Here is a 21,666-nt window from a genome sequence, read left to right as displayed (position 1 = left end):
GCCCGCCCCCGTGCGTGCCGCGCGCCGCCTCGCGATATCGGTCAGCAACGGAACATGAAAAGGGAATGTCGCCATGCAGCGAAGCAAGTCGGTCACGAAACACGCATCCTCCTCCGCCATGGCGGGCAACCGGACCGGGCGCCCGGTACGCCTGAAACCGCTGGCGCTGGCCATCGCCGTGCTGCTGCAGGCGGGCGGCGCGCAGGCGCAGCAGCCGTTCAGCGGCGCCTGGTTTGCCGGCAAGGGCGCGCAGCAGGGCACGGCGGCCAGCACGGGACGCTTGCCGAATGGCCAGCCAGCCACCTCGCTGAACAATCCTTTGCTGCAGCAGCAGAAGGCGGAAGGCAAGCTGCAGCAATCACTGAATAACCTGTTGCTGGCCGCGCGCGGCATCGCCGCCGAGCAGGCGGTGCAGGCAGCCGCGCGCCAGGCGGCGCTGGCGGTGGGCGGCGCTCCCGATGGCCTGGTCAAGGGCGGCTTGCAGGTCGACAGCAACAGCCTGACGGCCGGCTGGCTCAACGCCCAGGGACCGGTGCAGAGCCAGGCCGACGGCAAGACCGTCGTGAAGGTCGTGCAGACGGACGACAAGGCGATACTGAACTGGGAAAGTTTTAACGTCGGTAAGAACACCACCTTGCAATTCGACCAGAAATCGAACTGGTCCGTATTGAACCGGGTCAATGATCCGCTGGCGCGCCCCAGCCAGATCCAGGGCCAGATCAAGGCCGATGGCACGGTGATGATCGTCAACCGCAACGGCATCGTGTTTACGGGCAGCAGCCAGGTCGATACGCGCAATCTGGCGGCCGCCGCCATGGGCATGAGCGACAGCCAGTTCAAGAGCGGCCTGTACGGCAAGGCGCAGGGCACGGGCGCCGTGCCGACCTTTGCGAATGACTTGTTGCAGGACCAGAATACCTTCAAGCATGGCAAGGCCGAGGCCGATGTCGTCGTCGCCGCCGGCGCGCGCATCGACACGCGCAAGCCGCAGACGGTGACGGAAGGCGGCGGCTATGTGCTGCTGGCCGGCCGCGGCGTCCACAACGCGGGCGCCATCACCACGCCGAACGGCCAGACCACGCTGGCCGCCGGCGACGCCATCGTCGTGCGCCCGGGCCAGGGCACGGACAAGAACCAGTATTCGAGCACGCGCGGCAATGAAGTCGGGATGCTGCGCGTGGCCGGCAGCGGCGCCGGCGCCGTCGTCAACAGCGGCTTGATCCAGTCGGCCGGCGGCGACATCACGCTGAGCGGCAACACGCTGCGCCAGGACGGCGTGCTGCTGTCGAGCACCTCCGTCAACGGACGCGGCGCCATCCACCTGGCGGCGGCGGGCGACGACGCCAAGGTCACCATGGGCCGCGGCAGCGTCAGCGCCATTTTGATCGACGATAACGGCGCCACGGCGCTCGATGTGCAGCGCGACACCCTGCTGAAAGACACGGGCAAGGGAACGGACACGCCGTTGGACCGGCGCGACCAGTCGCTGGTGCGCATCGTTTCGGCCGGCAACGTGGAGTTCGAAGGCGATTCGCTGACCCTCGCCACGGGCGGCCAGGTGCTGGTCGACGCGGCCCGCCGCAGCCACGTGGCGCGCGACGCCGCCATCGACGTCTCCGGCGCCGTCGGCGTGAAGGTCGACATGAGCAGCAACAATGTGCTGATCAACGTGCAGGGCAACGAGCAGCGCGACGCGCCCGGCAGCCGCGACGCCAAATACCTGAACAACAGCGATGTGTGGGTCGACCGCCGCGACCTGGTGCTGGTGCCGGCCGGCACGAATGGCTATGCCACGGACCGCTGGTACACGGCCGGCGGCTTGCTGGAAGTGAGCGGCTACCTGAACACCAGCGGCCACGGCATCGGTGAATGGGCGGCCCAGGGCGGCACTGTCGGCTTTGGCGGCGGCGAAGTGGTGACGCAGGCCGGTTCGCGCATCAATATCGCCGGCGGCTCGCTGGACGTGCAGACGGGCATGGTCAAGCAGACGTGGCTGAAGGGCGCCGATGGCGCGATGTACAAGCTCAGCACGGCGCCGGGCGACAATCTGTACACGGGTCTGTACCGCGGCTATGAAAGCACGCATGCGCGCTGGGGCGCGAATACGACGGAAACCTATGCGAATGCCCTGATCGGCCCGCGCGAACGCCTGGAAAACGGCTATACGGTGGGCCGCGATGCGGGCCGCCTGATCGTTTCCACGGGCGCGGCCGTGCTGGAAGGCGATATCGACACGTCCGTGTTCCAGGGCGAGCGCCAGCAGCGCAAGCACGATGACGGCGTGGATGGCTACAAGCAGGCGCAGACGGCGGCGGCGCGCGCCGGCCAACTGATCGTCGGCAAAATGACACCCGTCTTCGATACCAAGACGGGCCAGATGCGCGACAGCCCGCAAGCCGTGCTGGACAAGGTGCAAATCGGCAAGGTGGCCGGCATCGCCGATGGCCAACTGCTGGACGCCGCCTTGCCGGCCGCGCGCAGCCAGACCTTGCAGCTCGACGCCGACTGGCTCAACGGGCTGGAATTGGGCGTGCTGAATATCTATGCCTACGACAAGCTCGACGTCAATGCCGACGTGCGCGTGGCCGATGGCGGCGACATCGCCCTGCACGCCACCGACGTGGCGCTGAAAGCGAACGTGAGCGCGCGCGGCGGCAGCATCGCCGCCGGCGACATCGTCTCGCGCTACCTGGCGAATGCGGGCGCGGTATGGGCCGATGGCAAGCTCGTGCCGGACAACCGTCCCACGGGCACGGCCGGCGTGCGCGTGGCGCCCGGCGTGCGCCTCGATGCGCGCGGCCTGTGGAGCAACCTGGAACTCGATCCCGGCGCCGGCGCCGGTTTGCCGTATATCAATGGCGGCAAGGTCAGCCTGAAAAGCTCGGGCGGCATCGACCTGACGGGCGGCAGCGTCATCGACGTCTCGTCCGGCGCGGCCCTGATGGGCAATGGCAGCCTGCAGGGCGGGCGCGGCGGCGACATCACCCTGGCGGTCGATCTGCCGACGGAGAAGGCGCCGACGGGCGCCATGCTCAAGCTCGATGGCGAATTGCGCGGCTATGGCGTGAAAGGCGGCGGACGCCTGGTGATCGACAGCGGCGCGGCCGTCAGCATCGGCGGCCAGCTGCTCGAAGGCGATGTGTTGCCAGGCGGCAGCAGTTCGCCGTTGGCCCTGCGCCTGGCCGATGAATTGCTGATCGCCAAGGGCGAGACGATTCCCCTGGCTTTCACCTTGACCACCAGCGTGATCAAACCGGGCCAGGCCTTGAGCAAACCCGTGGTGGTGGATGTGTCGGTGCAAAAACCGCTGGTGCTGGGGGCCGACCTGCTGTTGCCGCCTGGCGCGCACGTCGTCATCAACAACGCGACGTATGTATGGGAGGGTTCCATCGTGCCAGCCGGCAGCGTGCTGACGGTCATCAATGGCCTGAATGCCGGCTTCGTGGTGTCGGCGGCTGCCTTTCCGCAGGGCTTGCCTATCGTACCGGTGACGACGAAGTACGCGGCGGGCAGCATCGCCACCGAAGAATTGCGCGCGCCGCCTGGTCTGGTGCTGCCGGCCGGCATGGTGCTGGGGCGCGACGCGGCCGTCAAGCCGCTGCTGGCGCTGGACGCGAGCCTGTTCCGGAGCGGTTTTGCCGACTACGCCATCACGGGCCGCGATGGCGTCGCGGTGGTCAAGGATGCGCATATCGACGTCACCATGCCCGTGCTGCATTTCAATCCCGCCACGGGCCATACGGTGGCGGGCGGCACCGATCCTGGCGCCGCGCTGGAACTGTGGACGCCGGAGCTGTACCAGGAAGATGCGCGCAAGGCCCGCCTGACGCAGCGCGCCGGCGCCAACCTGTCGCTGACGGCCGGCAGTCCGCACGTGAAGGGCGCCCTGGCGGTGGCCCAGGGCGCCGTCATCAAGGTTGATCCGGGCCGCCAGATCAGCCTGACGGGCAATGACCAGATCACCGTCGATGGGCGGCTCGACGCCTGGGGCGGCAAGATCGCCATCCTGCCAGGCACGTTTGGCACGGGCAATGATGTGGACCTGCCGAACGGCAAGGGACAAGCCACGTCGATCTGGATCGGCGACAAGGCCGTGCTCGATGTCGCTGGCCGCGCCACGGTCGCCACCGACATGCGCGGCGGCCGCTATGGCCGTGCGGACCAGGGCGGCAGCATCGAAATCGGCGCCCGCTACAAGGCTGACGCTGCCAGCGTCGACGCAGCCGATGCCTTTGTCGTCGTGCGTCCGGGCGCCCTGCTCGACGCCAGCGGCGCGCAAGCCGCACTGGACTTGCCGAACCAGGGCGCCGTCAACGTGGCCGGCAACGGCGGTTTGATTTCGCTCAGTTCGTACAACGGCATCTTTGCCGACGGCACCCTGCGCGCCGCGGCCGGTGGCGCCGGTGCGGCCGGCGGCACCCTGGCGCTGGCGCTGGACACGCCCAATTATGGCAAGGTCGACCGCTACAACTTGCAAGGCGGCAACGTGGACAACGCGGTGCGCGTGCCGCGCGAAATGTTGCTGGCGCAGGTGCAGGGCGAGAGCGCCTTGCCCGTCGACTTGCGCGCCGGCCAGCAGGATGCGGCGCTGCGCTACGGCAGCGCGCGCCTGGGCGTCGATCGCGTGCAGGCGGGCGGCTTCGACAACCTTGCCCTGCATGTGAATGGCATGCTCGGTTTTGACGGCGACGTCAACCTGTCGCTGGGCCAGAGCCTGCGCCTGAGCGCCACCTCGCTGGGGCTGGCGCAGCAGCCTTTGCCCGATGGCCAGGACAAGGCGACCAGCCTTGCCAGCCAGGTGCATCTGGCGGCGCCGTACGTGCGCCTGGGCACGGCCGTGCGTGCGCAGAAGGACGATTACATCGTGCCCAATGCCGTGAAAGGCTCGAAAAACCTGGGCAGGGGACGGGGCATGCTGGGCGTGCCGCTGGTGGCCGAGGATTCCTTGCTGCAGATCGATGCGGGCATGCTCGATATCGCGGGCGAGGTCAACATGGGTACGCGCGGCACCATCGCGCAGAGCAGCGGCGCCGACCTGGTGGTCGAACGCGATGCCTTCGAGCAGCTGACCCTCAACAGCCGCGGCGACATGCGCCTGTCGAACAGCGCCGCCCTGTACCAGCCGGGCAATGCCACCTTGGTGGCCGCGCAAATCTACCCGGCCACGGGCGACAGCGGCATGGTCACGGTGGGCCAGAAGAGCGCCATCGACGAATACGGCATTATCCGCGTCACGCTCGATCCGCTGCGCACGCTCGATATCGGGCGCAGCGCCGGCAGCGCCACGCCGAACCAGCCGTTCTCCGTGTTTGGCAGCCTGAGCCTGGTTGCCCCCACCATCAACCAGCATGGCGTGCTGCGCGCGCCGCTGGGCCAGATCAATCTGGGCGCCGAAGGCTATGAAGCCTACACGGGCCATGTCAACCTGTTGCCGGGCAGCCTGACGTCCGTCAGCGCGAAAGGCTTGACGATGCCGTACGGCGGCACGCTCGATGGCCTCAGCTACCTGTATGACGGCAACGACGTCGTGTTCAAGGGCGTGGGCAACGGTCCCGAGATCGCCTTGACGGGCGCCGCCGTCGACGTGCAAGCCGGCGCCGTGCTCGACCTGTCGGGCGGCGGCACCTTGACGGGCGCGGCCTTCCTGGCCGGACGCGGCGGCTCCACCGACGCGCGCCTCAATCCGCTGGTGCAGATGAAGCCGAACGGCGGCTTCACCCTGCCCGGCCTGAATACCAACCCCGTGTACGCCATCATTCCCGGCGTACAGCCGGACGTGGCGCCTTTGACGGCCGAGCAGGGCGCGGGCAAGCCCGCCGTGGGACGCCAGATCACCATCGGCGCGGGCGTGCCCGGCCTGGCGGCCGGCACCTACACCTTGCTGCCATCGACTTTTGCCCTGCAGCCCGGTGCATTCCGCGTGGAATTGAATGGCCTGGCCGGCGCCGTCGAGACAGGCGGCACGATCGCCATGCGCAATGGCTCGTTTGCCACCGCGGCGCAGACGGGCGTGGCGGGCACGGCGTTCCGCGACGTGGTGGCGCAGCAAGCCATCCTGACGCCGGCCGACGTGCTGCGCAGCTATTCGCAATACAATGAAACGGGCTATGCCGCCTTTGCCGTGGCGCAGGCCACGCGCGACGGCGTGCCGCGCGCCATGCTCGAACGCGACGCCAAGGGCGTGCGGCTGCAACTGATCGCTCCATCCCTGCACAGCGTCGAGAACAACCATACGCCATTGATGATGGATGGCAGCACCCTGTACGCGCCGGCCGAGGGCGGCTTCGGCGGCTCCCTGCTGCTGGGCACGGGCAACCATGCATCGACCCGCTACGAAGTGCTGGCCGACGGCACGGCGCCGCTGGCCGATTTCAATGGCGTCTCCGTGCACGCGTCGCAGATCAATGCCTTCGGCGCCCAGCGCGTGGGCATCGGCGGCTTGCCGCGCGTGACCTACAGCGAATTTGGCACGGGCAGCAACCAGCGCGCCAATATCGCCGCCATCAACGAATCGGCGGGCGGCATCGTGCTGCGCGACGGCGCCGTGCTGAAGGCGGCCGAAGTGTTCCTGGTGACGGCGAGAAAAGACGACGGCATCATCCTCGAGCAGGGTTCCGGCATCAATACGCTGGGCCGCGGCAAGGCGGCCTGGGACTCGCGCGATGGCTATGTGTACCTGCCCATGGGCAGCGTGCTGGCCGTTTCGAACGGCTGGCTGGACATGCTGCCGGCCGCGGCGCCATCGTCCGAATCGTATGGCCCCGGCATCATCGACATCGGCGCCTGCAAGAAGGCGGAGGGCGCCTGCGGCGGCGGCACCTCGCTGTATTCCGAGGGCACCATCGCCGCCGTGACGGAGCGCGCGTTTACCCTGCGCGACAACGTGCGCTACGGCACGCGCAACCTGGTGCTGGCGATGGGGGCGATCAATGTCGGCAGCGAGGCGTCCCTGGCGGACGCCAGCGCCCGCGGCGCCCTGCCGGACGGCCTGGCGCTGAACCAGGGCGTGCTCGATCGCCTGCTGCGCGGCGACACCAGCACGGGTGCGCCGGCGCTGGAAAGCCTGGGCTTGACGGCGCGCAACTCCTTCAACTTCTATGATTCGTCGCAGCTGTCGACCATCGATGCGGCCACGGGCAAGTCGTCGCTGTCGCGCCTGGTGCTCAATACGCCGGCCATCTACGGCTATGGCGGCGCGGACGCGCTGGCGCGCATCCACACGGACACCCTCGTGTGGCAGGGCGCGACGAACGCGCCCGGCGCGGTGGTTGCGAATGGCCCCGGCACGGGCAGCGGCCGCCTGCAGGTCGATGCCAAGCGCATCGAGTTCGGCTTCACGCCGGACAGCCGTCCCGACACCATCCACAAGCTGGATCGCCTGGTGCTGGGCTTCGGCCAGGTGGCGCTCAACGCCAGCGAACAGCTGACGGCCAACAACAAGGGCAGCCTGTCCGTCTACCAGTCGCAAAGCGCGTGGGATACGGCCACCAATGGCTACCGCTACAGCGGCGGCGATTTGCTGATCAACACGCCGCTGCTGACGGGCGCGGCCGGCTCCGTCAACCGCATTACGGCGGGCGGCGACCTGAAGGTGAGCGCACCGGCAGGCGCGGCCGCCGCCACGCCGACGAATGCGGCGCTGGCCGGCGCACTGGGCGCCGAAGTGGCGCTGAGCGGCAACAATGTCAGCGTGGATACGTCGGTGGTCTTACCAAGCGGAAAATTGACCCTGTCGGCCGAGCGCGATGTGCTGCTGGGCGACAAGGCCAAGCTGGACCTGGCGGGTCGCAAGATCGATTTCTACGACACCAGCAAGTACAGCTGGGGCGGCGACGTGATCCTCGACAGCCGCGAAGGCGACGTGCGCCAGGCGGCCGCCTCCGTGATCGACGTGTCGGCCGTGAACAATCGCGCCGGCAAGCTGAGCGCGACAGCCACCGGTGACGCTGCCGGCAGCGTCGATTTGCGCGGCACCTTGCTGGGCGGCGCCAGCGGCAGCTATGACGCGGGCGGCACCCAGGTGCTGTACGCGGCCGGTGGTGCGGAGATCCGCGCCCAGCAGGTCGGCGACTTCGCCGGCCTGAACCAGCGTTTGAACACGGGTAAGGTGTTCGGCAGCCGCAGCTTCCAGCTCAAGCAGGGCAATTTGACCATCGGCGACGAGCTCAAGGCACGCGAAGTGAGCGTCTCCGTCGACGGCGGCAGTCTGACGGTGCATGGCCGCATCGACGCCAGCGGCGAACAGGTGGGCAGCATCCGCCTGGCCGGCCGCGACGGCGTCACCATCCAGTCCGGCGCCGTGCTCGATGCGCACGGCACGGTGCTGCGCACGGACAGCTATGGCCAGGTGATCGAGGCGCCGAACCGCGCTGTGATCGAACTGGCGTCGCCTGGCGGCCGCCTGACCCTGGAAAACGGCGCGCGCTTCGATCTGCGCAGTGGCGAGGCAGGCAAAGGCGGCGGCAACTATGGCAGCATCGACCTGAACGCGCGCCGCCTCGGTGGTGCCACGGGCGACGACATCGACATCGATGCGGCCGGCGCGCTGAACATCGCCGGTGCGCGCACCGTCAACGTCAACGCCTTCTGGCAATACAAGGATGCCCCGGCCGGCGCCGGCAAGGATGCGGACGGCCGCAGCTACCAGAGCATCAACCAGGCTTACCTGGACGGGAAGCACGGGGACAGCCAGGCCTTCATGGTCAATGCGCTGGCGAACGGCAACTTGATGAACAACAAATTGCGCGGCTTGCGCGGCGATGCGAACGCCTTCCACCTGCGTCCCGGCGTCGAGATCGTCAGCGCCACGCCGGGCGGCGACCTGCATATCGATGGCGACATCGACCTGTCCGGCCACCGCTACGACGGCGTCAATCCGCTGGCGCGCCTGAGCGGCGTGTACGGCTCGGGCGAGGCCGGTGCGCTGGTGCTGCGCGCCGGTGGCAAGCTCAGCGTCTTTGGCAGCATCACGGATGGTTTCGATACCAGCAAGCTGCCCGTCACGGTGGATAACAAGGGCTGGCAGCTGGTGAAGGGCCGGCTGCCGTGGGGCGGCGAGGTCGTCGTGCCGCAAGCGGGCCTGGTGACCCTGGCCGAGGACACGTATTTCAAATCGGGCACGAGCGTCAATTTTGCCGTGCCGATGAAAGCCATGGAGTTGCGCAGCGGCACCTTGCTGGCGGCGCGCGCCACCTTGACGGCGGAGTTGAACTTGCCAGCAGGCAGCGTGCTGGGCGGTGCCGTGCGCAATGCCGACGGCAGCGTGCTGTACGCGGCCGGCACCGTCTTGCCCAAGGCGCTGACCTTATCGAGCGGCATGCAGCTCGATGCCGGCCTGCGCCTGCCTGGCGCGGCCAAGGTGGCGGCCATGGTGTGGCCGGCGAATGTGGCCTTGCCCTTCCCGGAAGGCCAACCGCGCGACACGGGCGATAGCGTCAATGCCATCAATGGCGTGGTGCTGGCCTCCGCGCTGGCGCTGGACAAGGGCAGCGTGCTGCCAGCCGGCACGCTGGTCAAGCTGCCTGGCGACGCGACCATGGTGGCGCTGCGCAGCGAGGATGGCAGCGGCAGCCAGGGCCGCAACCTGGCGCTGGCGCCCATGCTGGCCCAGGGTTCGCAAGCGTGGTCGCTGCGCCTGGTGGGCGGCGCCGATACGGCCGCGGCCGATACGCGCGCGCTGCGGCCGCATGCGAAGGACGCCCATCTGATGCTGGCCGATACGCATTACGGCATGGGGGAAAAGACGTCGGTCAAGCCGGGTACGGGTTTGCCGGGCAAATATATCTTCAGTGAACAAGCCATCAGCGAGGGCATGCCGGAAGGCGAGGTTGATATCGAGACGTGGTTTGGCAGCGAAGAGTTCATGCTGGAGTACTATGCCCATTATGTGATCAAGGTGGCGGACGGCACGCCGCCCGAATATGTGACCAATGTGGAACCGGCGCGCCAGCCCCTGTTCAGTGTGCTGCGCACGGGCACGGGCGACCTCGACTTGCTGGCCGCGGGCGACTTCGACATGCGTTCGCTGTATGGCGTTTACACGGCGGGCACGCAGTCGGCCTCGCCGCTGGTCGATGGCAAGGATCTGTTCAACTTGCCGCGCGGCCTGAACGCCAAGGGCCAGCTGCTCGGCGCCCTGGGCGACAAGCTGACGCGCTTCGTCGATGGCGGCAGCGAGAGCCTGTACCGCGCCTGGTATCCCGAGCACGGCGGCAATCTGCTGCTGCGCGCCCAGGGCGACGTCAAGGGCGATACCCTGGGCACCTCCACGCAACGCCGCGAAGATGCCATCGGCTTCCTCAACGCGCAGCAGGACACCAGCGATATCGGCAGCTGGCTGTGGCGCCAGGGCAGCGGCAGCACGGGCGCGGGCGTGCCGACGGCGTGGTGGGTCAATTTCGGCACCTACGTCGCGCGCCCGGAAGGTCCCGACCTGTTTGCCGGCTTGCCGGTCGTGTCGGGCTTTACGGGCATCGGCACCCTGGGCGGCGGCAATGTGCTGCTGCAGGCGGGCGGCGACGCCGGCATGCTGACCTCGCGCGCCGATCCGGCCGGCGAATTCGCGCCGCGCAGCCAGGGCCTGAACGTGGCCGTGGGCAGCACGGGCAGGGTGACGCCGGACGGCAAGCTGCTGCTGACGGGCGGGGGCGACCTCGACATCCGCATCGGCGGCGGCCTCAATCCGGTCGCCGCGGTGCGCAGTTTCGACCGCAACGGCGACTTCGCGAATGTCGATACGCGCTTCGAGCGCCAGTATCCCACGCTCAACAGTACCTTCACCAACCTGCGTGGCGCGCTGCGCATGGAGGCGGGCGCCGTGGGCGGCGTCGAACTGCGTTTCGACCGCGCCGATCCGACGGAATCGCGGCCGTACGAAACCTACACGGCGGGCACGTCCATCGCCAGCGGCGGGCCTATCCTGGTGCCGGGTGACAGCGGCGTGCGCATCGATGCGCGCGGCGACCTGGTGCTGGGCGGCACGGCCGATGCGGGCCGCGTGAAGCAGCTGGGCAACGGTTCGCCGTTCAACTACCAGGGCGTGGCGCGCACCGGCGAAGGCTGGAGCTGGTTCTCGCTGTGGACGCCGGCCACGGCCATCGACCTGTTCAGCGCGGGCGGCAACTTGACGCCCACCTCGTCCTGGATCAATTCGACGATCGGCGACAACCACGCGCCGACGGACGGGCGCTTCGTCATGCCGTCCGTGCTGCGCGCCGTGGCCGCCAGCGGCAGCTTGTACTACGGCAATGCCAGCCTGGGCAGGCTGGGTGGTGATGGCGGCAAGGTGGACATGCCGCAAAACGGCGTGATCCTGGCGCCGTCGCCGGTGGCGCCGCAATTTGTCAGGACGGGCACGGGCCAGCTGGAAATGCTGGCCGCCGACTCCATCCATGCGGCCGGTTATCCGATCACGCCATCGGGCGCCGACCCGCGCATGCTGCCGAATCCGTTCAATCCGGGCTTCGTCGGCGCCCTGGACAAGGTCTGGTTCGGCCTGCTGCCGCTGCATAACGTCAGCGCCGATGCGCTGGCGCCCGGTGCGCTGAAATGGTTCGGCTCGACCCCGAACGGTGCCAGCGATGCCGGGCAACAACTGTATCCGTTGTTCAGCATGACGCCGCCGACGGTGTCCGACTATGTGCCGGCAGGCCAGCTGCCCGCGCACTTCTATGCCAGCAGCGGCGACATCGTCGGTCTGCGCACGGGCGGCATCGTGTACCGGGGCAACCTGAAGGGTGTCAGCGGCGCCCTGGGCCTGTGGTACGAGGGCGGCGGCGCCGTGGCCGTGCGCGCCGGACGCGATATCGTCAACTCGGGCACGCCGCTCGGCAGCGTCGAGGGCGTGCCGGACGGCGCGGCGGGATGGACCAGCCAGGGCTTTGTCGGCCGGCCGGACTATCCGGACAAGCCGGTCGTCACCGGCAGCTCGTCGGCGCGCGGCAACCTGTTCGTGCACCGCCACGCCGATGACGTTTCCGTCGTCAGCGCCGGGCGCGATATCCGCTACAGCACCTTCTATGTGGCGGGACCGGGCCAGCTCAATGTGAGCGCCGGACGCGACCTGTACATGGCCGACAAGGGCGAGCTGCGCAGCCTCGGTTCCATCGTCAGCACCGGTCCCGGCGAGCGCGGCAATGGCGCCGGCATCAGCGTGGCCGCCGGCGTGGGCCGCAATGGCCCCGACTACGCGGCCTTCGCGGCGCGCTACCTGGACCCGGCCAAGCTGGCCGACCCGGGCCGTCCGCTGGCCGACCAGGCCGGCAGCGCCGTGTACGTCTACGGCGGCAAGCTGACCCTGGCCGACTGGCTGCGCGGCCAGTTCGGCTACAAAGGCGACGAGGCAGGCGCTGCCGCCTTCCTCGGCACGAAGCAGGCGGAACTGGAAAAGGCCGGCTCGCAAACGGGCGGCGTGCGGCGCGACCTGGCGCGCGAATACGCGCAGGTCAGCCAGCTGCACCTGGTGAACTGGCTGACGACGCGCTTTGGCGGCGACAGCGGCCTGGGTATCCGTTACGACCCGGCCACCGATGCGCGCAGCTTCTTTGCCGCCTTGCCGAAGGAACAGCAGCAGGTGTACCTGAGCAATGTCTACTTTGCCGAACTGAAGGCGGCCGGGCGCGAGTACAACGATCCGGACGGCGTGCGCCGCGGCAGCTACCTGCGCGGCCGCGAAGCCATCGCCACCCTCTTTCCGACGCAGGACAAGGCGGGCAAGAAGATCGAGTACAAGGGCGACCTGACGATGTTCAGCAGCGCTCTGTACACGGTCAACGACTACGCAGGCATCTATACCAAGCGGCCCGTCGCGGGCGTGCGCTACCTGAGTCCGCAGGAGTGGGCCGAGGCGGGGCGTCCGACCGTCAACGTGCCGCACGTGATCGTCAACGATGCCGGCATCCACACGGATTTCGGCGGCGATATCGGCATCGCGGTGCCGGGCGGGCGCGCGCTGATCGGCGTCGACGGCGGCTATGCGCCGGGCGAAGGCTCGGGCGTGCTGACGCAGGGGGCGGGCGAGATCCAGATGTATGCGAAAGACAGCATCCTGCTGGGCCAGAGCCGCATCTTCACCACATTCGGCGGGAACATCCTGGCCTGGTCGGCCACGGGCGACATCAATGCGGGCCGCGGCACCAAGTCCACCGTCGTCTACACGCCGCAGCGCCGCACCTACGACAGCATCGGCCTCGTCAGCCTGTCGCCGAGCACGCCGACGACGGGCGCCGGCATCGCCACCCTGAACCCGATCCCGGAGGTGCCGCCCGGCGACATCGACCTGATCGCCCCGCTGGGCACCATCGACGCGGGCGAGGCGGGCATCCGCGTCTCGGGCAACGTCAACCTGGCGGCCTTGCAGGTGGTCAACGCGGAAAACATCCAGGTGCAGGGCAAGGCCACGGGCATGCCCGTGATCGCCTCGGTGAACGTGGGGGCGCTCAGCAATGCCAGCGCGGCCGCCACGCAAGCCGTCACCGCGGCGCAGGACGTGCTGCAGCGCGAACGGGCTGCCACGCGCCAGGCGCAGCCGTCGCTGTTCACGGTGAAGGTGCTGGGCTTTGGCAACGAGCAGGCGGACGAAGCCGGTGTTGGCAAGCACACGGGCGGCGAACCGCAGGCGTCCAGCTACCAGCCGGCCGGCGTGGTGCAGGTGCTGGGGGCGGGGCCGTTGACGGCGCCGCAGCTGCAGGCGCTCACGCCGAACGAGCGGCGCGGTTTGCAGCCTTGAGCGGAGTTTTATGAACATTTGATGACATTCGGCAGTCGCCGCGCGCGGCGGCTGTCTAGGCATCAGTAGATCAGCATTAGCAACAAAAATACGCCGGCCCAGCGCCGCAACACAGGGCAACCGTTTGATTTTAAGGTGAATGGAAGATGCGTGAAATGACAACCAAGGGCAGGGGCGTGCCGCCAGCGGCGCCTGCAACCGCCTTGACGATGCTGTGCCTGGCCATGCTGGCGCTGCCCGGCATGGCGCGCGCGCAGGACGCGGTCCCGGCGGCCGCTCCTGTGGCCGCGCCGGAACGGCAGGTGACGATCGAGGAATACCTGGTGCGCGGCAATACCGTGCTCGATGCGCGTGCCATCGAAGAGGCGGTGACGCCCTTCCTGGGACCGGGCCGCACCCTGAAGGATGTGGAAGGGGCGCGCGACGCCCTCGTTGCGGCATATCAAGCCCGCGGCTACCAGTCCGTCTATGTGGACTTGCCGGAGCAGCAGGTGGAGCAGGGCGTGGTGGTGCTGCAGGTGAGCGAAACGAAGGTGGGACGCTTGCGCGTCGTCGGCGCGCAATACAACTCGCCGCTCGACGTGCGCCAGCAGGTGCCGGCCTTGACGGAAGGCAAGGTGCCTGACTTTACGCAGGCGCAAGTGGAGCTGACGGCCCTGAACCGCGGTCCCAAGCGCCAGGTGATGCCGCTGGTCAAGCAGGGCAGCCTGCCCGGCACCATGGACGTGGACTTGAAGGTCGAGGACAGCAGCCCGTGGCGCGCCAGCATCGGCTTGAACAACGATTACAGCGCCGATACCAAGAAGTTGCGCAGCAGCATGTCGGTCGGTCACGACAATCTGTGGCAGATGGGACATAGCGCCACCATCAGCTTTTTCGGCACGCCGGGCGACCTGAACCAGACCAAGGTGTGGTCCGCCTCGTACGTGGCGCCGATCGGCACGCAGGGCTGGAGCGTGGAAGCGACCGGCTACCAGTCGAACAGCAACGTCGCCAGCACGGGCGGCACCAGCGTGCTGGGCAAGGGCCACGCGCTGGGCATGAAAGTCAACTACACGGTGCCCAACAGCGGCATCTGGTGGCACAGCTTTTCTGCCGGCATCGATTTCAAGGATAACCAGGAAGCCTTGAAGCTCAATGGCACGGGCAGCAATATTCCGCTCAAGTATGTGCCCCTGAGCGTGTCGTATAACGGCTTTGCGCAGACGGATGCGGCGACGTACGGCCTGGGCCTGTCGCTGGTGGCCGGCACGCGCGCCGCGTTCGGCTACGGCAGCGACAGCGCCGCCTACGACAACAAGCGCTACAAGGCTTCGCCCAGCTTCCTCGTGCTGAAGGGCGACGCCAACGCCACTTACACCCTGGGCAGCGGCGCGCAGCTGCACGGGCGCATGTCGGGCCAGCTGGCCGACGCGGCGCTCGTGTCGGGCGAGCAGATGGCCGCCGGCGGCGCCAATTCCGTGCGCGGCTACCTGTCGGCCGAAGCGACGGGCGACTACGGCATTTCCGGCACCGTCGAATGGCGCACGCCCCAGCTGACGTATTTCAGCCGCCTGGAAAACTGGCGCCTGTTTGCCTTTGCCGATGGCGCGCGCCTGCGCCTGCGCGATCCGATGATCGAGCAGAAAGACCTGTTCGGCCTGGCCTCCGTGGGCGTGGGCAGCAGCTTCCAGTTCCTGCGCTACCTGAATGGCCGCATCGATTTCGCTTACCCGCTGCGCGATGGCCCGCGCACGCACAAACATGTGCGCCGCATCAATTTCAACCTGTCGGCCAGCTACTGACGGGCCAGCTCACCAGCACTGCACTTTTTTAGACTTTTCTTCGGAGAATCACTGTCATGCAACGTTTTCTTTTCCTGCTCACGATCCTGGGCACGCTCGTTCCCGGCCTGGCGCATGCCTGGTGGCAGCCCGACTGGGCTTACCGCAAACCCGTCACCGTCGACGCCGGCCCGAAGGCGGGCGCCGTGGGCGGCGATCCCGGCCGCATTCCCGTGCTGCTGCGCTTGCATTCTGGTAACTTCAACTTCGAAGGCGTCAGCGACAACGGCGCCGACCTGCGCTTCGTGGCGGGCGACGACAAGACGGTGCTGAACCACCAGATCGAACAGTTCAACCCGCTCCTGGGCATCGCCCTGATCTGGGTCGACGTACCGGCCCTGACGGCCGGCACGCCGCAGCAGCTGTGGATGTACTACGGCAATCCGAAGGCGCCCGCTTCCGGCAACGGCCAGCGCACCTTCGACCCCGATTACAGCCTCGTGTACCACTTCACCGAGCCTGGCGTGCCTTCGCGCGACAGCACCGCCTACGGCAACCATGCCCAGACAGCCGTGCCGGCGCTGGACGGTTCCGTCATCGGCGCCGGCGCCCGCCTGGGTACGGCACCGCTGATGCTGCCTGCCTCGCCTTCGCTGGCGCTGGCCGCCGGTGCGCCCTTCACCTTTTCCGCCTGGGTGCGTCCCGATAACCTGGGCCCGCAGCAAGTACTGTATGCGCGCCGCGATGGCGCCAACGAATTGCTGATCGGCGTCGACCAGGGCGTGCCTTTCGTGCAGGTGAATGGCCAGCGCAGCAAGCCCGGCCAACCGATCCAGGCCGCGCAATGGTCGCACCTGGCTGTGAAAGCCGATAAAGCCAACGTGGCCCTGTACGTGGGCGGCCGTCCGGCCGTGTCGCTGGCCACCGCGCTGCCAGCCTTCACCAGCGCCGCGTCGGTGGGCGCCGATGCGGCGCCGGTCGCTTCCGGCACCGCCACCCTGAACAACTTCACGGGCGCCATCGACGAGCTGCGCCTGTCGCGCACGGCCCGTCCCGACGCCCTGCTGCTGGCCGACGCCGTCTCGCAAGGTTCCGAATCGCGCCTTGCCGTGTTTGGCGCCGACGAACAGCAGGCCGGCAAGAGCCATTTCGGCTTCATCATCGCTGCCATGCCGCTCGACGCGTGGATCGTCGTCGGCGTGCTGGGCCTGATGATGGTCTTGTCGTGGATCATCATGATCGGCAAGGGCCGCAGCTATGGCGCCATCTCGCGCGCGAATGCGCAATTCATGCAGTCGTTCCACGAAGCGGCCGGCGCGCCGCTGGACCACCTGGCGCGCAACGGCAAGCTGAGCACTTCCGTGAAGACGGATTCCTCGCTGTGGCGCCTGTATGACGTGGCCATCGACGAGATGCGCCGCCGCCACGACCGCGGCTACGACTTGAACGCCGTGTCGAACGCGACGATCGGCGCCATCCGCGCCGCCATGGATGGCGTGATGGTGCGCGAAAGCGAGCGCATGTCGAAACGCATGATCTGGCTCTCGACCACCATCGAAGGCGCGCCGTACGTCGGCCTGTTCGGCACCGTGATCGGCATCATGCTGGTGTTCGTCGTGGCGGCCATGGCCGGCGCCGTGGACATCAACTCGGTGGCGCCGGGCATGGCGGCAGCGCTGTTGTGTACGGCTGCAGGCCTGGGCGTGGCGATTCCCGCCCTGTTCGGCTACAACTGGCTGTCGTCGCGTTCGGACGCCATCGTCGCCGATATGGCTGTCTTCGTCGACGAATTCGCCACGCGCCTGGCTGAAGAGCAGGGCGACGGACGCCAGATGCGTCCCGTGCTGCAACAGGCGTGAGGGGCGCATAACCATGGCCACCTCCGCCAAGTTTACCCCCCGCAAGCGTAGCGGCGGCATCAATATCACGCCCTTCGTCGACGTGCTGCTGGTGGTGCTGGTGATCTTCATCTTGACCAGCAATGCCAGCATTCCCGGCATCAAGGTCGACCTGCCCAAGGCCAGTTCGGCCATGGCGCTGGAAAAACCGAAGACCAAGGCCATCACCATCGACAACGCGGGCCAGGTCTTCCTCGACGCCTATCCCGTCACCTTGCCCGAGCTGGAAGAGCGCTTGCGCACGGAAAAGGCCCTGACGCCCGACTTCCCCGTGATCGTGCGCGGTGATGCCGCCGTGCAATACGCGAAAGTGGTCGAAGTGCTGGACTTGCTGCGCCGCATAGACCTGAACCAGGTGGGCCTGGTGACCGGCAAGCCGGCATGAGGAGCGCAAGGTGAAGCGTGACGACATGATGAAGATGGCCGCCTCGGAACCGTCGGGCGCGGCGCAGTGGTGGCGCCGCTGGGGCGGCGTGGCCGGCGGCGCGCTGCTGGCCGGCGCGCTGGCCGCGCTGGTCTGGTATTTGCTGTCGGACACGGCCGCGACCAAGCGCGAAGTGGCGGCCCCGCCGATGCTGATGCTGCCCCCTCCGCCGCCACCGCCGCCGGAACCGGAAAAACTGCCGGAACCGACGCCCGACAAGGTGGTGCCGGAAGTGTCGGAGCCGGAACCGACGCCGGCCGACAAGCCCATGGATGACGCGCCGGAAAGCCCGTCGCCGGACAAGGGCGACCCCGTCACCATCGATGGCGCGGCGCAGGCCGGCAGCGACGCCTTCGGCATCCAGGCCGGACGCGGCGGCGGCATGACGGGCGGCGGCGGTGGCGGCGGACTCGGCGCGGGATCGTATGGCCGCTATGTCGCCAACGCGCTGCAGCTGGCCTTTGCCCGCGATCCGCGCACGCGCCAGCTGGCGTTTGCCGACATCCGCGTCGACCTGTGGCTCGATACGGAAGGCAAGACGACGAAAGTGCAGCTGGTGCAAGGCACGGGCAATGCGCAGACGGACGAGCAAGTGCTGGCCATGGTGCGCGACTTCCGCGCCGACGAGCGGCCGCCGGCGTCCCTGCGTTTCCCGGCCCGCGTTTCCATTAAAGGCCGCCGGCCATAGCGCCCCCAATTCATATTAATTTTTTTCGAGAGAAACAATGAATTCCTTATTTTCTTCCCCACAGCGCCTGCGCCGCCTTCCGCTGGCGCTCGCTGCCCTGGCCCTGAGCGTGGCGGCAGGCGCCGTGCAAGCGCAAGCACCGGCCGACAGCACCATGGTCAAACTGATCCGCGGCCTGATCCAGAGCGGCGCCCTCAACAAGGATGCCGGCGAAGCGCTGCTGGCGCAGGCGCAAAGCGAAGCGCTGGCCGCCGCGCAAGCCCGTCCTGCCGCCGCGCCGGCGGCCCTGGCGCAGGTGCAGCCGGGCGACGTGCGCGTGCCGTATATTTCGCAAACCGTGCGCGAGCAGATCCGCGACGAAATCAAGGGACAAGTGTTGGCCGAGGCGAAGGCGGGCGGCTGGGCGGCGCCGAATGAAACGCCGGCCTGGACCAAGCGCATCCGCGTGGAAGGCGACGTGCGCGCGCGCTACGAATCGCGCTATTACGACATGGCCAACAGCAATATCGAGATCGACTGGCGCTCGCTCAACAGCGGCAGCGGCTACGACGTCAATTCGAACACCAACCTGGCCCTGCCGGCCCTGCTGAACACGCGCGAAGACCGCAAGCACTTGCTGCGCGCGCGCGCCCGCCTGGGCATCCTGGCCGACATTTCCGACAGCACGCAGGCAGGCATCCGCCTGGCCAGCGGCAATGACGACAGCCCCGTATCCACCACGCAAACCCTGGGCGGCGGCCTGGGCAAGAAAAACATCTGGCTGGACCAGGCCTGGCTGTCCTACCAGCCCGCTTCCTGGCTGAAACTGACGGCGGGTCGCTTCGACAATCCGTTTGTTTCCAGTGATGAATTGTTTTCCAGCGAACTCAATTTCGACGGCATCGCCGCCAAGGTGCAGCAACCGGTGGGCGACAGCAAGGACGTCACCGTGTTCGGTACCCTGGGCCTGATTCCGCTCGAGTATTCGTCCGACAATGCGCCTAGCCGCAGCCAGGCAAAAATGTCCAGCGAAAACAAATGGCTGCTGGGTGCGCAAGTGGGCGCGTCGTGGAAGATCAATAGCGACCATCAATTGCGCGGCGCGCTGGCCTACTACAACTTCCGCAACATCAGCGGCGAGTATTCGCAGCCGTGTGCGCTGTATGCGGGCGCCGATGGCTGCAACACGGACTGGTCGCGTCCGTCGAGCATGCAAAAGGGCAACAGTTTGATGCTGTTGCGCAATATCGCCCTGAATCCGCTGGACCCGGCGAACACGCCGCAGCCGCAATTCGTGGGCCTGGCGTCGAAATTCCGCCTGGCCAACCTGAATGCGCGCTGGGATAGCAAGGTGGCCGGCGGCACGGACTTGCGCATCGAAGGCGATTATGTGCGCAACATGGCTTACGACAAGAACGAAATGTGGGCGCGCGCCAAGGGCGGCATCATGAACAATTTCGGCGGCACGGGCGGCGTGTCGCAAGCCGATTTCCGGAGCGGCGGCAATGCCTACATGCTGCAGGCAACCCTGGGCAAGGCGAACCCGGCGGCGCGCGGCGACTGGAACGTTTTACTGGGCTACAAGCGCATCGAACCGGATGCCTTGCCTGACGCCTACAACGATTCCACCTTCCACCTGGGCGGCACGAATGCGCGCGGTTATTACCTGGGCGGCGCATATGCGCTCGACAAGAATACCTGGCTGAACGGCCGCTGGACGTCGAGTCGCGAAGTGTTCGGTTCGGCGCTGTCGATCGACACCCTGCAAATCGAATTGAACGCGCGTTTTTAAGGAGTCATGATGTTGATATCCAACAAAATGCGCGTGCCGCTACTGTTGCTGAGCTTGCTGGCCGCCGGCACGGCCCAGGCGCAGGGACAGAAGGGCCAGAGCATGGAAGAACGCCTGCGCGCCGAGTTGCGCAATGTCACGGCGCAATTGCAGCAGACGCGCGGCGAGCTGGAATTGCTGAAAGCCAAGGGCGCACCTGCCGCCAAGGCGGCGCCCGTCGCCGCGCCTGCCAGCGATGGCTTGAAAAAGGAACTGGCGCACAGCCAGTCGCAACTGGCGCAGGAGCGCGCGCAACGGGAAAAACTGGGCGAGCAGCAACAGCGTAGCGCCGCCGCCGCGCAAGAGGCAAGCGCCAGCCTGGCGCAGTACCGCCAGGCCAGCGAACAGCTGGCCGCCACGGGCAAGCAGCTGGAAGCGGAGCGTGTGCGCCTCGACGGCGAAGTGGCGTCGCAGCGGGGCGCCCTGGCGCGCTGCGAAAGCAAGAATGCCCAGCTGTATGCGGCCGGACAGGAAATCCTGCAAGCGTATGAAGGACTCGATGTGCTGGACGTCATGAAGGCGCGCCAGCCGTTCGCCGCGCAAAGCCGGGTCAAGCTGGAGCAAATCGCCCAGCAGTACGGTGACCAGCTGTACCAGGGGCGCTTTGATGCGCGTCAAACCGAAGCGGCAGCAACGCCGGCCGCCCCCGCGCCGGCCCCCCAATAATTTTACTTTTCGAAATGAATGGAATGACGATGGAAAACACGAATAGCTTGCTGACCACCCTGAATGCGGAACAAACGGCCGAGGCCATCAAGGCGGCCGGCTGCGCCGTCACCAGCATCGAACACGACGGTGTCGTGCGCCTGCACAGCGCCAGCCATGGCATCGGCTTTCAGGTGCTGTGGGGCAATGAAGCATCGCCTGGCCAGTATGCGGATCTGACCCTGAGCTGCCCGCTGCGCGTGCAAGGCGGCGACTTGCCGGCCGGCTTGCTGGCCGAATGGCACCGCAGCAAGCGTTTTGCCCGCGTGGCCCAGCATGGCGATTTCGTCGTGCTGGAAATGGATGTGCTGGTCGCCGGCGGCGTCAGCCGCGAGTACCTGAATATCAATCTGCAACTGTGGACGCAGATGATGGGTCAGTTCTTCTTGTTTTTGCGCAACTTTACGCCGGCCGATACGAGCACCGCTCCGCTCGTCGAAGCCGTCAACGTGGCAGAAGAAGAAACTGTGCCGGCCTGATAAGCGGGCCAACGGCGGCAAAAAAGGCCCGTGACGGGCCTTTTTTGCCATCTGCGGGTCCCAAGTGTCGTATTAAATACTTATTTTTTAGGCATCGCGCATTAAAACTGCTCAAAGAGCGTGTGTGAATCAAGCCAGCAACGGCTGTATGGCGGATAATATTGCCTGTTGCC

Annotated in this window: 8 protein-coding genes; all 8 read left to right on the top strand. The window is 67.3% G+C overall.

Annotation, left to right across the window (positions count from 1 at the left end):
- Window positions 1–73: 73 nt before the first annotated feature.
- The 8 genes from O3301_RS24020 to O3301_RS23985 all read left to right on the top strand — a co-directional run bounded on the left by O3301_RS24020 (window position 74) and on the right by O3301_RS23985 (window position 21,493).
- Window positions 74–13,726: a filamentous haemagglutinin family protein gene (locus tag O3301_RS24020; protein WP_305057697.1), complete on the top strand. Its 13,653-nt coding sequence runs from the start codon at window positions 74–76 to the stop codon at window positions 13,724–13,726.
- A gap of 146 nt (window positions 13,727–13,872) precedes the next feature.
- Complete coding sequence (locus O3301_RS24015; protein ID WP_289907042.1) at window positions 13,873–15,510, top strand: ShlB/FhaC/HecB family hemolysin secretion/activation protein; 1,638 nt, start codon at window positions 13,873–13,875, stop codon at window positions 15,508–15,510.
- A gap of 56 nt (window positions 15,511–15,566) precedes the next feature.
- Entirely contained in the window at window positions 15,567–17,348 is a 1,782-nt protein-coding gene (locus O3301_RS24010; RefSeq protein WP_289919813.1) for a DUF2341 domain-containing protein, read from the top strand.
- Between the two features lie 13 nt (window positions 17,349–17,361).
- Complete coding sequence (locus O3301_RS24005) at window positions 17,362–17,772, top strand: biopolymer transporter ExbD (RefSeq protein WP_034753784.1); 411 nt, start codon at window positions 17,362–17,364, stop codon at window positions 17,770–17,772.
- Between the two features lie 10 nt (window positions 17,773–17,782).
- Window positions 17,783–18,499: an energy transducer TonB gene (locus O3301_RS24000; RefSeq protein ID WP_289914063.1), complete on the top strand. Its 717-nt coding sequence runs from the start codon at window positions 17,783–17,785 to the stop codon at window positions 18,497–18,499.
- A 37-nt stretch (window positions 18,500–18,536) separates the two neighbouring features.
- Window positions 18,537–20,270 (top strand): putative porin, encoded by a 1,734-nt coding sequence (locus tag O3301_RS23995; RefSeq protein ID WP_289907040.1) that lies wholly within the window; start codon window positions 18,537–18,539, stop codon window positions 20,268–20,270.
- A gap of 6 nt (window positions 20,271–20,276) precedes the next feature.
- Window positions 20,277–20,975 carry a hypothetical protein gene (locus O3301_RS23990; RefSeq protein WP_305057696.1) on the top strand — a complete coding sequence of 233 codons (699 nt, stop codon included), beginning with the start codon at window positions 20,277–20,279 and terminating at the stop codon, window positions 20,973–20,975.
- Window positions 20,976–21,004: 29 nt separating this feature from the next.
- Window positions 21,005–21,493: a YbjN domain-containing protein gene (locus O3301_RS23985; protein ID WP_070280193.1), complete on the top strand. Its 489-nt coding sequence runs from the start codon at window positions 21,005–21,007 to the stop codon at window positions 21,491–21,493.
- The last annotated feature ends 173 nt before the right edge of the window (window positions 21,494–21,666 follow it).

It is taken from the genome of Janthinobacterium sp. SUN211, assembly GCF_030587315.1.
Classification (GTDB): domain Bacteria; phylum Pseudomonadota; class Gammaproteobacteria; order Burkholderiales; family Burkholderiaceae_D; genus Janthinobacterium; species Janthinobacterium kumbetense.
The sequence above is the reverse complement of the archived record's forward strand: the minus strand, read 5'-3'. Positions and strand labels throughout refer to the sequence as shown.

Bases quoted from the DNA above. Each gene is read 5' to 3' on its own strand.
- O3301_RS24020 (WP_305057697.1), top strand. From the start codon at position 74: ATGCAGCGAAGCAAGTCGGTCACGAAACACGCATCCTCCTCCGCCATG.
- O3301_RS24015 (WP_289907042.1), top strand. From the start codon at position 13,873: ATGCGTGAAATGACAACCAAGGGCAGGGGCGTGCCGCCAGCGGCGCCT.
- O3301_RS24010 (WP_289919813.1), top strand. From the start codon at position 15,567: ATGCAACGTTTTCTTTTCCTGCTCACGATCCTGGGCACGCTCGTTCCC.
- O3301_RS24005 (WP_034753784.1), top strand. From the start codon at position 17,362: ATGGCCACCTCCGCCAAGTTTACCCCCCGCAAGCGTAGCGGCGGCATC.
- O3301_RS23995 (WP_289907040.1), top strand. From the start codon at position 18,537: ATGAATTCCTTATTTTCTTCCCCACAGCGCCTGCGCCGCCTTCCGCTG.
- O3301_RS23990 (WP_305057696.1), top strand. From the start codon at position 20,277: ATGATGTTGATATCCAACAAAATGCGCGTGCCGCTACTGTTGCTGAGC.
- O3301_RS23985 (WP_070280193.1), top strand. From the start codon at position 21,005: ATGGAAAACACGAATAGCTTGCTGACCACCCTGAATGCGGAACAAACG.